This is a genomic window from Paeniglutamicibacter sp. GQ140, from assembly GCF_059759235.1.
In genome coordinates, this window is the sequence record NZ_JCAXDW010000011.1 from 58,533 (window position 1) to 72,697 (window position 14,165).

At 68.2% G+C, this 14,165-nt stretch carries 12 protein-coding genes and 1 riboswitch; of the genes, 7 read left to right on the top strand and 5 right to left on the bottom strand.

Going from position 1 to position 14,165, the window contains the following annotated elements:
* Positions 1-100 precede the first annotated feature (100 nt).
* Entirely contained in the window at positions 101-1,321 is a 1,221-nt protein-coding gene (gene fdhA / locus AC6CHY_RS15025) for a formaldehyde dehydrogenase, glutathione-independent (protein WP_217390026.1), read from the bottom strand.
* A gap of 267 nt (positions 1,322-1,588) precedes the next feature.
* Here fdhA and AC6CHY_RS15030 point away from each other — a divergent pair, with 267 nt between their 5' ends.
* The 4 genes from AC6CHY_RS15030 (at position 1,589) to AC6CHY_RS15045 (ending at position 5,527) form a co-directional block, all read left to right on the top strand.
* Complete coding sequence (locus tag AC6CHY_RS15030) at positions 1,589-2,626, top strand: RNase H family protein (protein WP_498227215.1); 1,038 nt, start codon at positions 1,589-1,591, stop codon at positions 2,624-2,626.
* A 59-nt stretch (positions 2,627-2,685) separates the two neighbouring features.
* The gene (locus tag AC6CHY_RS15035; RefSeq protein WP_498227216.1) at positions 2,686-3,849 is read left to right on the top strand and encodes a serine hydrolase domain-containing protein; all 1,164 of its coding nucleotides are present in this window, start codon (positions 2,686-2,688) and stop codon (positions 3,847-3,849) included.
* A 104-nt stretch (positions 3,850-3,953) separates the two neighbouring features.
* Entirely contained in the window at positions 3,954-4,727 is a 774-nt protein-coding gene (locus AC6CHY_RS15040) for an SGNH/GDSL hydrolase family protein (protein WP_498227217.1), read from the top strand.
* Between the two features lie 77 nt (positions 4,728-4,804).
* Entirely contained in the window at positions 4,805-5,527 is a 723-nt protein-coding gene (locus tag AC6CHY_RS15045; protein WP_498227218.1) for a VIT1/CCC1 transporter family protein, read from the top strand.
* A 93-nt stretch (positions 5,528-5,620) separates the two neighbouring features.
* Here the strand turns inward: AC6CHY_RS15045 and AC6CHY_RS15050 are convergent, their stop codons facing one another.
* The 3 genes from AC6CHY_RS15050 to AC6CHY_RS15060 all read right to left on the bottom strand — a co-directional run bounded on the left by AC6CHY_RS15050 (position 5,621) and on the right by AC6CHY_RS15060 (position 8,128).
* Complete coding sequence (locus AC6CHY_RS15050; protein WP_498227219.1) at positions 5,621-5,755, bottom strand: hypothetical protein; 135 nt, start codon at positions 5,753-5,755, stop codon at positions 5,621-5,623.
* A 103-nt stretch (positions 5,756-5,858) separates the two neighbouring features.
* Positions 5,859-7,184 (bottom strand): ISL3-like element ISPfr2 family transposase, encoded by a 1,326-nt coding sequence (locus tag AC6CHY_RS15055; RefSeq protein WP_026138135.1) that lies wholly within the window; start codon positions 7,182-7,184, stop codon positions 5,859-5,861.
* Between the two features lie 632 nt (positions 7,185-7,816).
* Positions 7,817-8,128, bottom strand: a complete 312-nt coding sequence (locus tag AC6CHY_RS15060) for a putative quinol monooxygenase (protein ID WP_498227220.1) — start codon at positions 8,126-8,128, stop codon at positions 7,817-7,819.
* Between the two features lie 108 nt (positions 8,129-8,236).
* On the opposite strand from AC6CHY_RS15060, the gene AC6CHY_RS15065 reads away from it, so the two are divergent.
* On the top strand, positions 8,237-9,178 hold the full coding sequence (locus AC6CHY_RS15065) for a GlxA family transcriptional regulator (protein ID WP_096222961.1): 942 nt from the start codon (positions 8,237-8,239) through the stop codon (positions 9,176-9,178).
* A 317-nt stretch (positions 9,179-9,495) separates the two neighbouring features.
* Here the strand turns inward: AC6CHY_RS15065 and AC6CHY_RS15070 are convergent, their stop codons facing one another.
* The gene (locus tag AC6CHY_RS15070) at positions 9,496-9,993 is read right to left on the bottom strand and encodes an NADPH-dependent F420 reductase (protein WP_498227221.1); all 498 of its coding nucleotides are present in this window, start codon (positions 9,991-9,993) and stop codon (positions 9,496-9,498) included.
* Between the two features lie 295 nt (positions 9,994-10,288).
* Here AC6CHY_RS15070 and AC6CHY_RS15075 point away from each other — a divergent pair, with 295 nt between their 5' ends.
* A complete protein-coding gene (locus AC6CHY_RS15075) occupies positions 10,289-10,873 on the top strand; it encodes a hypothetical protein (protein WP_498227222.1) in 585 nt (194 codons plus the stop codon).
* A 147-nt stretch (positions 10,874-11,020) separates the two neighbouring features.
* A riboswitch (glycine riboswitch) is annotated at positions 11,021-11,121 on the top strand.
* A gap of 180 nt (positions 11,122-11,301) precedes the next feature.
* On the top strand, positions 11,302-14,139 hold the full coding sequence (gcvP, locus tag AC6CHY_RS15080) for an aminomethyl-transferring glycine dehydrogenase (RefSeq protein ID WP_498227223.1): 2,838 nt from the start codon (positions 11,302-11,304) through the stop codon (positions 14,137-14,139).
* The last annotated feature ends 26 nt before the right edge of the window (positions 14,140-14,165 follow it).

Below are 14,165 nucleotides of genomic sequence, written 5' to 3' on the forward strand. Positions count from 1 at the left end.
CCCGCCCACCCGCCCACCCGCGCGTCGGGTGCGGCAGTGACCGGGCGTCGTCCGCCGGCGGGTCCGAAAGCCCGCCGGCGTCCGCGGCGCTGGCGGCGGTCTAGTTGGAGAGGTAGCCGTTGGGGTCCAGGACGTACTTGGTGGCGGCCCCGGCATCGAACTCCGCGTAGCCGCGCGGCGCGTCGGCGAGCGAGATCGCCTGGGCGTTGACGGCCTTGGCGATGTGGATCCGATCGTGCAGGATGGCCATCATCAGTTGCCGGTTGTACTTCATCACCGGGCACTGGCCCATGGTGAAGGACAGGGACTTGGCCCAGCCGGTGCCCAGCGAAAGGGACAGGCTGCCCTTCTTCGCCGCATCGTCGACTGCCCCGGGGTCGCCGGTGACATAAAGTCCCGGGATGCCCAGCGAGCCGCCGGCGACGGTGAGGTCCATGAGCGAGTTCAGCACCGTTGCCGGCGCCTCCCGCGCCTCGGCGCCGTGACCGTGCCCGCGGGCCTCGAAGCCCACGGCGTCGATGCCGCAGTCGACCTCGCGCACGCCGAGCAGCTGTTCGATCTGGTCCGCCGGGTCCCCGGCGCCGACGTTGATGCCCTCGCAGCCGAAGGAACGGGCCTGGGCCAGGCGGTCCTCGTTCATGTCGCCCACGATGACCACCGCGGCGCCCAGCAGCTGGGCGGACGCGGCCGCCGCCAGCCCGACGGGCCCGGCACCGGCCACGTAGACGGTGGAGCCGACGGTCACCCCGGCGGTGACCGCCCCGTGGAAGCCGGTGGGCAGGATGTCCGAGAGCATGGTCAGGTCCATGATCTTCTCCAGCGCCTGGTCCCGGTCCGGGAACTTGAGCAGGTTCCAGTCGGCGTAGGGGACCAGTACGTATTCGGCCTGGCCGCCGACCCAGCCGCCCATGTCCACGTAGCCGTAGGCCGAGCCCGGCCGGTCCGGGTTCACGTTCAGGCAGATCCCGGTCTTGGCCTCCTTGCAGTTGCGGCAGCGTCCGCAGGAGATGTTAAAGGGGACCGAGACGATGTCGCCGACCTTGATGAATTCCACGTCCGGGCCGGTCTCGATGACCTCGCCGGTGATTTCGTGCCCCAGCACCAGGCCCGGGGGAGCGGTCGTGCGGCCGCGGACCATGTGCTGGTCGGAGCCGCAGATGTTGGTGGCCACGGTGCGCAGGATGACCCCGTGCGGGACCTTCCGGCCCACATTGGCGGCGTTCACCCCGGGGCCGTCCTTGAGCTCGAAGCCCGGGTAGGGGGTGTCGATGACCTCGACGACACCGGGCGACTTGTAGGCGACGGCCTTGTTTTCAGACATGGGCAGCAGTACCTTCCGCAGTTTTCGCGTGGCGGACGGGACCCCGGCTACCCGGCGACGGACGGAATGCCCCCGTGCCGGGGATTCCCCGGCGCGGGCGGCTGCACTTCGGTCGTCGCCGGCGGTGGTGCATGGTGCCGCGGTGCCCGGGCCCATCCTTGTCGCCCCAGCCTACGACGCCCTGGCTGACATGGCCATAGTCGCGTGAATGCCCGCCAAAGTGGGCCGATGCGAAAGCGTCGGTGGGCTCGTGGCAGGATTGAAACCATGACGATCACCGCAGCCGCAGACGGATCAGCCCTCGGAAACCCAGGACCGGCAGGATGGGCCTGGTACATCGACGACGAGCACTGGCGTGCCGGCGGGTGGGCCCACGGCACCAACAACATGGGCGAGCTCATGGCGGTCCTGGACCTCTTCCGCTCCACCGCCCACCTGCCCGACGAGGACCTGCACATCCTGTGCGACTCGCAGTACGTGATCAACTCGGTGACCAAGTGGATGCCGGGCTGGAAGAAAAAGGGCTGGAAGAAGTCCGACGGCAAGCCGGTGCTGAACCTGGACCTGCTCCAGGAGATCGACGCCGCCATCAAGGGCCGCAAGTACACCTTCGAGTGGGTCAAGGGCCATGCCGGCCACGAGCTCAACGAGGCCGCCGATGTGCGGGCGCGCGACGCGGCGACCGCCTACCAGGCCGGCAGGGAGCCCGACGCGGGCCCCGGGCTCGAGGGGGCGCCGGGCTCCGGGGAACCTGCCGCCGGCCGCGGGGTCCCGGGGCCCGACGCCCACGACCCGCTGGCCGTAGATGACCTGGACGCCGCAGCGGCACCCATCGCGACGACGCCGCCGGCCACGATTGCCGCAACCGCAACGACCCCGGCAGCCGGGGAATCCGCGCCGGCGGCCCCGGCCCCGGAGCCGTCCGCCCCGCGCGCCACCGACCCCTCGGAGCGCAGCGCCGCGGACCTGCAGATGGTCTTCGAGCTGGAAAGCGAGCTGCTCTCGCCGGCGGTGCGCGGGGACCTGGACGAGGTCATGGCGTTCCTGCACCCGGAATTCCAGGAGATCAGCCGGGACGGCTCGCTCACCGACCGCTCCACCATCATCGCCGCGCTCACCGGAGGCCATGCACTGCCGGCCGGCGGCGCGCTGCAGGTGCTCGCCGCCACGCCCTGGGGCCAGAACAAGGTGCAGCTGGCGTACCGGCTGCTGGCCGGCGACGACGTGATCCTCTGCTCGTCCTTCTGGCAGCAGGTCGATGACCGCTGGCTGCTGCGCTACCGGCAGGAAACCCCGGCGGCCTAGGCGCTGCGGCGGAACGTTTCGGCGCGCGCAACGGCCCGGCGATGGGTAGTGTTGTGCAGGTGACTACGCAGACGAACACGATCAACGTCATTGACCAGCGCTTCGCCCCGGTGGCCGAGCTGCTGGAATCCTTCGCCGACGCCGACCCGGGCTATTCCGCGCAGCTGGCCATCTACCAGGCCGGCACGCTGGTGCTTGATGCCGCCGTCGGGGAGAACAGCGAGCGCGAGTCGATGACCGGGGTGTTCTCCTGCTCCAAGGGCGCCGGAGCGCTGGTCATCTCGCTGCTGGTGCAACAGGGGTTGCTGGACCTGGAGGCCCCCGTGGCCGTGTACTGGCCGGAGTTCGCCGCGGCGGGCAAGGCGGGGATCACCGTGGCCCAGCTGCTGAGCCACCAGGCGGGGCTGCCCGGCGTCGAGGGCGGGTTCACCCAGGAGGAACTAGTCGACTCCAGGCTGGCAGCGGGCATCATCGCTGCCGCCGCCCCGCTGTGGAATGCCGCCGGAACCCATTCGTACCACGCACTGACCATGGGCGTCTTCATGGAAGAGCTCGCGCGCCGCTGCGCGCAGGAATCCCTGCAGGACATCTTCGAGCGCCGCATCCGCGCCCCGCACGGCATCGACTTCTACCTGGGCCTGCCAGAGGAGCTGGAGCCGCGCTTCCGCCCGGTGCTCAAGGACAATGCAGCCGCGCCGGCCCCGTTCATCGACCCGTTCTCCCCGCTGGGACTTGCCGTGAACTCCACCGGCGGCTTCGACGGCCCGAAGGGGCCGAGCTTCGACATCCTGGAGGTGCCCAACGTGCGCTCCATCCGCGAGGCCGGCCTGGCCGCCCTCGGCGGGGTTGCCAACGCCCGTGGCCTGGCCAAGCTGTATGCGGCGGCCACCACCGGGTTCGTCGACGAAGCCGGCGACGAGCACGCCCCGTTCCTCACCGCCGAGACCATTGCCGCGGTGAGCCAGGACCGGGTGTACGGGTTGTCCCGGGCCAACGGGAATCCCGGAGCGTTCGCGATCGGCTTCATGAAGGCCCACCCGGACAACGACTTCGGTTCCGCCCGGGCCTTCGGCCACGACGGTGCCAACGCGTCCCTCGGCTACGCCGATCCGGCCTACGGGCTGGCGCTGGGGTACGTCCCGGCGCGCGCGGAGGCCAACGGCACCGGCTCGCGTGGCGGACAGCTCAGCGTGCTGGCCCGCCAGGTGCTGCTCGCCGGCTGATTGCCGGACCCTTGGGCCGGGGGTGCCACGATGCCGGCCCGGGCGGGGAACCGTCCAGCGTGGCAGAAACCTGACCCGGGCCGCTGCCCCGCTAGGCTGGAGCGGTGGAATTTGCGAAACGATTTGTGGCATTGGGCGACTCCTTCACCGAGGGCATGGGAGACGTGGATGAGCTGCGCCCCAACCACGTGCGCGGCTGGGCCGACCGCGTGGCCGAAAAACTTTGCGTGGACCCGGAATGGGGGTACGCGAACCTGGCCATCCGCGGCAAGAAGATCGGCCAGGTCGTCGCCGAGCAACTGCCGGCCGCCCTGGCGCTGAAGCCAACGCTCGTCACCTTGTACATGGGCGGGAACGACATCCTGCGCCCCGCCGTGGACATCGACGACCTGATGGTCAAATACCGGGATGCTGTGGCGCAATTGGCGGCCACCGGCGCAACCCTGGTGCTCTTCACGGGCTTTGACTCGAGCGGCTCGGCCATCTTCGGGAAGACCCGCGGCCGCACCGCGATCTACAACGAGGCGGTGCGCGAGATTGCCGACGAGTTCGGCGCGGTGATTGCGGACTACTGGCGCTGGCGCGAATTCCGCGACTGGCGCTACTGGGCCACTGACCGCCTGCACATGAATGCCGCGGGGCACATGTTGATGGCCGGCAAGGTGCTCGGCGTGCTGGAACACGAAGCACACATCGAATTGCCCGAACTCTCGGCGGCCGCGGCCACCTCGCGCCTGCAAAGGCTGCGCGGGGACGCCGCCTGGACCAGGGAATACCTGGCCCCGTGGGTCAAGCGCCGGCTCACCGGGAAATCCTCGGGAGACGCCCTGACCCCCCGCTATCCCGACTATGTCTCGCTGGGGACGGCGGCGCAGTAGCTCCCCTTCGGCGCCCCGGAGGCCAAAAAGGGCGGGATGCTGGCCAAGGAGTGCCGCCTGGTGCTTTGCTGGTGTCCATGGACCAGCAGGAGACAAGGCACGAGGGCGAACCGCACGACCAGGGCGTGGCCGAAAGGCTGAATTGGCTGCGGGCCGGGGTGCTTGGTGCCAACGACGGGATCGTTTCGGTGGCGGCGGTAGTGGTTGGCGTTGCCGGAGCCACCACCGCCACGGGTCCGGTCGTGGCCGCCGGTGCCGCCGCGGCGATCGGCGGCGCCATTTCCATGGCGCTGGGGGAGTACGTCTCGGTGTCCAGCTCGGCGGACTCGCAGAAGGCGCTCATTGAAAAGGAGCGCCGGGAACTGGCCGAGATGCCCGAGGAGGAACTGGCCGAATTGGCGGGTCTCTACGAGGCCAAGGGGCTGAGCCGCGCAACGGCTCAGCAGGTTGCCCTGGAATTGACCGAGCACGATGTGCTCAAGGCACACCTTGATGCCGAGCTGCAGCTCGACGAGGACGAGGTTCTCAATCCGTGGAATGCCGCCATCGCCTCGGGGATCGCCTTCACGGTCGGCGCCGTGTTGCCGTTTGCCACCGCGGTGTTCCTGCCCGTGGGGCTGAGGGTCCCGGTGACCTTTGCGGCGGTGTTGCTCGCGCTGGCGGTGACCGGCGCGCTGGGCGCCCAGCTGGGCGGGGCCCCGGTGCTGCGCCCGACCCTGCGGGTGCTGGTCGGAGGGACGGCGGCGCTCGCCGTCACCTTCGCCATTGGTTCGTGGCTGGGGGTCTCCGGGATTATCTAGCCGGCCCGGTGGGTCCTTCCATGGCGCGCGAATGACGGAACTGCCGGTGGCAGCTCCGTCATTCGACCATCGGGGTCATGCGGGCGTGGTGGTTCAGCCCACGACCTTCAGTGCGGTGCCCCAGTTGAAATCGGGCAGTGCCGGGTTGACCTGCATGGCCATGACCAGCAGCTGGAAGCCCTCGAGCTCGCGGGCGTGGTGCAGCCCGCCGACCTCCAAGGGCCGCATGCCGGCGGCGGCGACGAACGCCGCGACCTCGCCGCGGGCGGTTTCATCGCCGGCAACGAAGACATCCAGCGGGGCGCCGTCGGCGGTTCCGGAGGTTAGTGGCTCATCCCAATCGGGGGTGTAGGAGTTGGGGTCTGAAGCCGCCGGTCTCGAGCAGGCTTCGGGCGATGTAGTTGGTCAGGTTGCGGAACCCGAGTGCGGAGCCGCGCAGGTGTTCGAGCCGTCCGTTGAGCGCCTCGGTCGGCCCGTTGCTGGTGCCGGGTCGTTCGAAGTAGGCGAGCACGTCAGCGGCTCGCTTCTTCAGGGTCCGGCCCAGGGTGGTGAGCTCGGTGAGCACCTTGGGGACGCCGGCGCTGAGGTCGGTGATCAGCTTCTCCATGAGCTCGCGGCCACGTTGCCGGTCCTCGTGGCGATAGGCGGCGATCATGCGCTGGTAGACACCCCAGGTCGCCTCGACCTCGACGTGAGCGTCATCAACGAACAGCGCGCGTAGCCTGTCGCTCTGCTTGTCGGTGAGCAGGTCCGCGCCGGTGTGCAGCGTGCGCCGCGACTTGTAGAGCGGGTCGTCCCTGAACCCACGGTGCCCGTGGATCGCGAGTTGGACCCGGCGCCGGCACCTGTCGAGGGCGTCACCGGCCAGGCGCACGACGTGGAAGGGATCCATCACCGTGACCGCGTCCGGGATCTCCTCTGCAGCGGCGGTCTTGAACCCGGTGAAGCCGTCCATCGCGACCACCTCGACCGCGTCACGGAAGGCGTCGTCGCGGTCGGCGAGCCAGGTCTTGAACGCCGCCTTCGACCGGCCCTCGACCATGTCCAGCAGCCTTGCTGGGCCGGCGCCATCGCGGACCGGGGTGAGGTCGATGATCACGGTGACGTACTTGTCGCCACGCCTGGTGTGGCGCCAGACGTGCTCATCGACGCCAATGACCTTCACGCCCTCAAACCGCGTGGGGTCGTTGATCAGCAGCCGCTTGCCTTCAGCCAGGACCGCGTTGTTGGCGGTGTCCCACGCGACCCCGAGTCCCTCGGCGACACGGGCGACGGTGAGGTGTGCGACCACGATCCCTTCCAGCGCCCACCGCAGCCCGGTGCGCGAGAGCTTCGCGCGTGGCTCCGCCGCGGCGCTGGTGTCTTGGCGCCACACGTGTCCGCAGTCGGCACAGCGGTAGCGGCGCACTACAACTTCCAGCACGGTCGGTCGCCAGCCCAGCGGCTCGTGGGCCAACCGCCGGATCACGGTGTCACGAGCAGCGCCTTCGCTGCCGCACCGTCGGCACCACTGATCTGGTTCCACCACGCGGCACGCGAGGACCGCACGATCCGGTTCAAGTCGTTGTCCGGTCACGCTCAGACCGAGGCCGTCGAGTCGAGCGAAGGCGGTCAGGTCAGGGCGGCCGAAGCCGGCCGGCGGGGTAGCGTCGGACACGTCGAGGTCTTTCGGATGGATGGCGTAGGAACCTCCGTCGTCGGGAGACCTCGACGTCTATCTGCGGACCGACGCGCCCGGCCGACCTACACCGTCATCTGAGAAGACCCCTGAAACGTCTTCGACGACGACGGGACCGGCGAGGAGGAGGGCGCGGTGAGCTAAAGGAATGGAGCTTGCTCGGCTTCGACGCCGCCGCAAGCTCCGGTGAAACGGTCGGTACTGGTCGGTCGTCGTCGGTCACCACCGGATGGCGGCGTCCCCCACGCTCGGCGTTTGCGCAGGTCAGCGGCTCGTTCGCCCAGTGGGCGCATCAAGCGATAGACGCAAAGCCGACGTGATTCGGTCGTCGGTTCGATTCCGACAGGCGGCTCCGGCGAACAGCCCCTGACCTGCGGAAACGCAGGGCAGGGGCTGTTCGGTTCTGGTGGTCGCGCGATGCGCTGGCCTCACGGCTCTGCCCGACACCGACGTCGCTCTCCTCTGCGACGGACCCCTCGCAGGCTGAGCGCTCGCGGCCGGCATCCTGTCCGTGTGCCGATAGGCCTCGCACCGCTCGGCAACGCAGCGTGGCGTTGCGTCGCGACCTGGCGACGGCTCGGCGGGGCGCGATGGTCTCGTGCGTTGGCGGACTACGGGAGCTTGGACGCGAGGACGTCGGCCGCCAGGATCTCGGGTGCTGCGCCGAGGAGGTGCTGGTTGGCCATCAGGGCTGCGACGATGGCGCCGTTGGCGTGGGCGTCGCGAGCGGCCTCGTCGGGGAATGCATCGAAGATCCAGAAGGTGTCGGCGTGGGTCCTGACCGCGAACCAGACAATCGTTCCTACTTCTTCGTTGGCGAGCGCGACAGCGCCGGCGAGCAGATCGGCGAGCGCGTCGTGCTGTCTATCGGCCGCGACGATCTTGGCGACGAAGGCATACGGAAGTGATGCGGGTGTTGACATGAGGGGTTCTCCTAGGTGTCGAGGTTTCTTGGTGAAGCGAGTTCAGTGTATGACGAGCAAGGGCATGTGAGAAGTGGCGTATACGGCAGTATTGCTATTGTTTACGTCATGCGTATCGGACTGATCGCGATCGACGGCTGCTTCGGTTCGGCTATCGCGTCGATCATCGACATCGTGCGGGTGGCCGACGGAGCCCGCGGCGATGTCGACCCGCGGATCGACCCGATCGAACTCGCCATCCTCGGACCGAAACGGCGAGTGACCACGACGGCATCGATGACCCTGTCGGTGGACCACCCGCTGTCGGAGTCCGGAGAGTTCGACGTGGTCGTCGTCCCTGCGCTTGGAACCCTTACGGCCGCCGCTACCAACGACGCCCTCCAGAGCCGAGATGCTCGTTCGGTCATCGCCTCGCTCGGGCGCCTCGACGAGGCGACCACCCGGATCGCCGCGGCGTGCACCGGCGTGTTCGCCGTCGCCGAGACCGGACGGATGCATCATCGGCGGGCGACGACCAGCTGGTTCCTGGGGCCGGAGTTCCTGAAGCGCTATCCGACCGTCGCCCTCGATCTCGACACCATGGTCGTGGTCGACGGGAACCTCGTCACCGCCGGCGCCGCCTTCGCCCACATCGACCTCGCGCTCTCACTCGTGCGATCGATCAGCCCCGACCTGGCCCAACATGTCGCCAAGCTCCTCATCATCGACGAGCGTCCGTCGCAGGCGGCCTTCGTCGCCTACGAACATCTCCGGCACGAGGACCCGATCGTCGTCGAGTTCGAACGCTTCGTGCGCGCCCGCCTGGACGAACCGTTCAACGTCGCCTTCGTCGCGCAGTCGCTCGGCACCAGCCGGCGCACCCTCGAACGACGAGTCCGTGCGGCGCTCAACCTCACTCCGCTCGGCTTCGTCCAACGGCTTCGCATCGAACGAGCTCGGCACCTCTCAGCAACCACGGACCTCACCTCCGCCGAGATCGCGCTACGGGTCGGCTACGCGAACGCCGAGACTCTGCGCTCCCTCCTGCGCAGGGAGCGACGCCGTTCCTGACCTATCGCCATGCCTTAGAACCACCTCTCAGCACGTCGCGTCGACGCTCCTGCGTCGCCCCTGGACGCCCCACTCGACACGCCCGCAGCACAGGCCATGCGACGTGCCCCGGCTTCCCGGACGGTCGGGGTTGGGTGGCTATGATGTCGCTGCGTTCTCGTCGAGAGGATCAGCAGACCCGATCAGGGTCGATTGGGATGAGACGCGAAGGCGGTCAGGTCAGGGCGGCCGAAGCCGGCCGGCGGGGTAGCGTCGGACACGTCGAGGTCTTTCGGATGGATGGCGTAGGAACCTCCATCGTCGGGAGACCTCGACGTCTATCTGCGGACCGACGCGCCCGGCCGACCTACACCCTCATCTGGGAAGAGCCAGGTTAGTGGTCCGGCGAAGGTGGTGTTGAAGGCCTTCACGACGGTGGCGGTGGTCAGGGCCGAGATTTCCTCGGCGGCCGAGCTGCCCGCAGCGGTGGTCAGCGAGTCGAAGGTTGCGAAGTCCACGGGGTTGGTGATGTCGATGAGGATCTTCGAGTCCAGCGCCGAGCCCTGGGCGGCGACGTATTCCTTGGCGGCGTCGAAGGGCAGGGCGAGCACGACAATGCGTCCGGCCGGGGCCTCGGAGGTGGTGCCGCTGGCGACTCCCGCGCCGAATTCGGCAGCGAACACGGCAGCGGTCTCGCTGGTGCTGGCCATGACCTGCAGACTCTTGCCGGCGGCGATCGTGCGGGTTGCAAGTGCGCGGCCCATGTTGCCGGTGCCGATGATGGTGATGTTCATGGTGTTCTTCTTTCCGAAGAGTCGAGCGAGGAAGTTCTTCATCTGATCCTCAAATCCTGTTGATTGAAGCTTCAAGTAATACTCTAGCCCCCATTTGGTTGAAGTGTCAAGTATTTCTTTGCTGTGGGTTGAAATCCTTTCCGGGTGCGGCCGGCTGTGAGGGGTAATGCGGGTTGGGAATGCCGGTCCGGGCTGGAATGTATCCGACGCTGCCTTGTCGGCGGGGGAGTCGAACCATCGATCTTGGATCCTGTCCATCGGTGACTGCAGGGGTTAATCTGATCTGAATATCCATGGGACCCCCGGTAGGGCTCCGGATGCGGGAAGGCATGGCGTCATGAGGGAGTCGGGTTCGACAATCCTTGCCCATCGGGACAGGTTGCCTCGGGGCCTGGCCTTCGGGGCAATTGCCGCGGTGCTGATTGCCGCGGCCGGCTGGAGCGGATACCGCCTGCTGGATCCCGTGGCTGAGCATGGGGTGGGAAACGGGGTTTGCCACAGCACCGGCATTCCTGACGCCTCCCTGGGCGTCTACACCACGCCATATATCGTCGTGAAGCCTGGGTGGTCCTTGGACGTGAGATCGGTCAGGCTCGTCGACCCGGTGAACTATGAGCTGGTCGGTGCAGGCGTGCAGGGTGCGACCCGCGGCATCGGCGCGCTGGGGTATCCCGTCGTCGACGACGGCTCACTCGAGGCCGCGGCCTGGTTCGAGCGCGTCGAGCTGCCCGCTCGTCTCGGGAGCGGCCCCGACGAGGCGGTGGTCCTGGCGCTGGTGCCGGTGGACCCGGGAAGCGAATCCTCGGTGCGGGCGATGCGCGTTGAATACCGCAATCGCTGGGGGCTGCCCTATCGGGTTGACGTGGGGCCGCGCTTCGAGGCCATGCCTGATTGCAGTTCCTGGCTCGGCGAAGAGGACTGAATGGACGGGCGCGGGGTGCAAGTTCGACCCTCCGGGACGGCCCGTGACGCGAAAAAGACGGCTTCGCCTGCCCCGGGCGGGTCTGTGTTGTCTGCCTCACGCATCGCCGGTAGGATGGGAGACGTGCCTCGCAGGGGGCACAGCCACTGACATGCGGCGGGAGAGTCCCGTTCAACGTAAGTTGGTCGGGCGCCGTAGGAGCAATTCCTCCCCGGGAAACTCTCAGGCCCCCGTACCGCCGCGAAGAGGCAACTCTGGAAAGTAGCAACAACGCCGTTCGGCGGTGCTGCTCACCGAAGGTGCAAGCGTTCCCCGCCCTCCAAAGGGGCGGTGCGTCGCGGAAACTCTCAGGTCAAAGCAACAGGGTCGGGGAGGAACTTGCAGCTCGTTCGGTGTGTCTACACGCCGATGACCCAATGGAGTTCCCCATGACCGTGACCCCGTCCGCTGAGTTCGTCGCCCGCCATATTGGCCCCCAGGGCAGCGACATTGACACCATGCTTGCCCAGCTTGGCTATTCCTCCCTCGACGAACTCGTCGATACGGCCGTTCCGGCCGACATCCGCCAGTCCGAACCGCTGGAGCTTCCCGCTGCGCGCACCGAAGCCGAGGTCCTGGCGGACCTGCGCGTGCTGGCGAACAAGAACGTGATGAAGACCCAGATGATTGGCCAGGGTTTCTCCGACACCTACACGCCGCCGGTGATCCTGCGCAACGTGCTCGAGGACCCGGCCTGGTACACCGCGTACACGCCGTACCAGCCCGAGATCTCCCAGGGCCGCCTCGAGGCGCTGCTGAACTTCCAGACCATGGTCATGGACCTGACCGCACTGCCGATCGCCAACGCCTCCATGCTTGACGAGGCCTCCGCCGTCGCCGAGGCCGTGCTGCTGATGCGCCGAGCCAACAAGGCCAAGGCCACCGCGAAGACCGTGCTCGATGCCAACCTCTTCCCGCAGACCGTGGCCGTGGTCCAGGGTCGCGCCGACGCGCTGGGCTTCGAGGTCGAGATCGTGGACCTGACCGCTGGCCTGCCCGATGGCGACATCTCCGGCATCGTGCTGCAGCAGCCGGGCAACAACGGCGCCGTCATCGACCACTCCGGCATCATTGCAGCCGCCAAGGAACGCGGCGCGATGGTCACCGTCGCCGCCGACATCCTGGCGCTGACCATGATCGCCGCCCCGGGCGACCAGGGCGCGGACATCGCCGTGGGCAACACCCAGCGCTTTGGCGTCCCGCTGTTCTTCGGCGGCCCGCACGCGGCCTACATGGCAGTGCGCAGCGGCCTGGAGCGTTCGCTGCCCGGCCGCCTGGTCGGCGTGTCCAAGGACAACGCCGGGACCCCGGCCTACCGCCTGGCACTGCAGACCCGCGAGCAGCACATCCGCCGCGAGAAGGCCACCTCCAACATCTGCACCGCCCAGGCGCTGCTGGCCATCACCGCCTCGATGTACGCCGTCTACCACGGACCGGCGGGCCTCAAGCGCATCGCCCAGCGTGCCCACAACCACGCCCGCGCCATCGCCACGGCGCTCTCCGGCTCCGGACTGGGCCTTGCCGCCGAGTCGTTCTTCGACACCGTCCAGGTGACCGTCGAGAACGCCGACGCCGTCATCTCCAAGGCCGAGGACGCGGGCATCAACCTGCGCCGCGTCAACTCCACCACCGTGGGCATCTCCACCGATGAGACCACCACCGCCGCCCACGTGGCAGCCATCGCCGGTGTCTTCGGCATCGAGGGCGAGTCCTTCGCCGCCGAGGGCTTCGAGCTGCCTGCCGCCGTGCAGCGCACCAGCGACTACCTGACGCACCCGATCTTCAACACCATCAAGTCCGAGACCCAGATGCTGCGCTACCTGCGCCGCCTCTCGGACCGCGACCTGGCCCTGGACCGCACCATGATCCCGCTGGGCTCGTGCACCATGAAGCTGAACTCCACCGCCGAGATGGAATCCATCTCCTGGCCGGAATTCGCCTCCATCCACCCGTTCGCCCCGGAACACCAGACCGAGGGCTGGCGCGAACTGATCACCGACCTCGAGGGCCGGCTGACCACCATCACGGGCTACGCTGGCGTCTCCATCCAGCCCAACGCCGGTTCGCAGGGCGAATACGCGGGCCTGCTCGCGATCAGCGCCTACCACCGCTCCAACGGCGAGGACGCGCGCACCGTCTGCCTGATCCCGGCCTCGGCGCACGGCACCAATGCCGCCTCCGCCGTGCTTGCAGGCATGAAGGTCGTCGTGGTCAAGACCGCCGCCGACGGATCCATCGACGCGGCCGACCTTGATGCCAAGATCGAGGCCAACAAGGACACCCTTGCCGCCATCATGATCACCTACCCGTCCACGCACGGCGTCTACGACGCCGACGTGCGCGAGGTCTGCGACAAGGTCCACGCGGCCGGCGGCCAGGTCTACATCGACGGCGCCAACATGAACGCCCTGGTGGGCCTGGCCCAGCCGGGCCAGTTCGGCGGCGACGTCTCGCACCTGAACCTGCACAAGACCTTCTGCATCCCGCACGGCGGCGGCGGACCGGGCGTGGGCCCGATCGGCGTTGCCGAGCACCTGATCCCGTTCCTGCCGGGCGATGCCTCGGGCACCTACTCCACGCGCGACGGCGTGCCGGTGGTTGCCACCATGTTCGGCTCCGCCGGCGTGCTGCCGATCTCCTGGGCCTACATCGCGATGATGGGCGGCGACGGCCTGACCGACGCCACCAAGACCGCCATCCTCTCGGCGAACTACATCGCCAGCCGCCTCAACGAGCACTTCCCGATCCTGTTCACCGGCAACAAGGGCCTGGTCGCACACGAGTGCATCCTTGACCTGCGCGAGCTGACCAGCAAGACCGGCGTCACCGCCGAGGACGTGGCCAAGCGCCTGATCGACTTCGGCTTCCACGCCCCGACCCTGTCCTTCCCGGTCGCCGGCACCCTGATGGTGGAGCCGACCGAATCCGAGGACCTGGCCGAGATCGAGCGCTTCATCGAGGCCATGGTCGCGATCCGCGGCGAAATGGAGCAGGTGCTCGCCGGGGACTTCGCCATCGAGGACTCCCCGCTGCGCAACGCCCCGCACACCGTGTCGGCAGTGGTCAACACCGCCTGGGACCGCAAGTACACCGTCGAGCAGGCGGCCTTCCCGGTGTCGCACCTGAAGGTGGACAAGTACTTCCCGGCCGTGGGACGCATCGACGGCGCGGGCGGCGACAGGAACCTGATCTGCTCCTGCCCGGCACCCGAAGCCTTCGAAAACTAATTCAGCCACTCATTTTTGAGCCCCAC

Bases quoted from the DNA above. Each gene is read 5' to 3' on its own strand.
- fdhA (WP_217390026.1), bottom strand. From the start codon at position 1,321: ATGTCTGAAAACAAGGCCGTCGCCTACAAGTCGCCCGGTGTCGTCGAG.
- AC6CHY_RS15030 (WP_498227215.1), top strand. From the start codon at position 1,589: ATGACGATCACCGCAGCCGCAGACGGATCAGCCCTCGGAAACCCAGGA.
- AC6CHY_RS15045 (WP_498227218.1), top strand. From the start codon at position 4,805: ATGGACCAGCAGGAGACAAGGCACGAGGGCGAACCGCACGACCAGGGC.
- AC6CHY_RS15050 (WP_498227219.1), bottom strand. From the start codon at position 5,755: ATGCGGCCCTTGGAGGTCGGCGGGCTGCACCACGCCCGCGAGCTCGAG.
- AC6CHY_RS15060 (WP_498227220.1), bottom strand. From the start codon at position 8,128: ATGTCAACACCCGCATCACTTCCGTATGCCTTCGTCGCCAAGATCGTC.
- AC6CHY_RS15065 (WP_096222961.1), top strand. From the start codon at position 8,237: ATGCGTATCGGACTGATCGCGATCGACGGCTGCTTCGGTTCGGCTATC.
- AC6CHY_RS15070 (WP_498227221.1), bottom strand. From the start codon at position 9,993: ATGAAGAACTTCCTCGCTCGACTCTTCGGAAAGAAGAACACCATGAAC.
- AC6CHY_RS15075 (WP_498227222.1), top strand. From the start codon at position 10,289: ATGAGGGAGTCGGGTTCGACAATCCTTGCCCATCGGGACAGGTTGCCT.
- gcvP (WP_498227223.1), top strand. From the start codon at position 11,302: ATGACCGTGACCCCGTCCGCTGAGTTCGTCGCCCGCCATATTGGCCCC.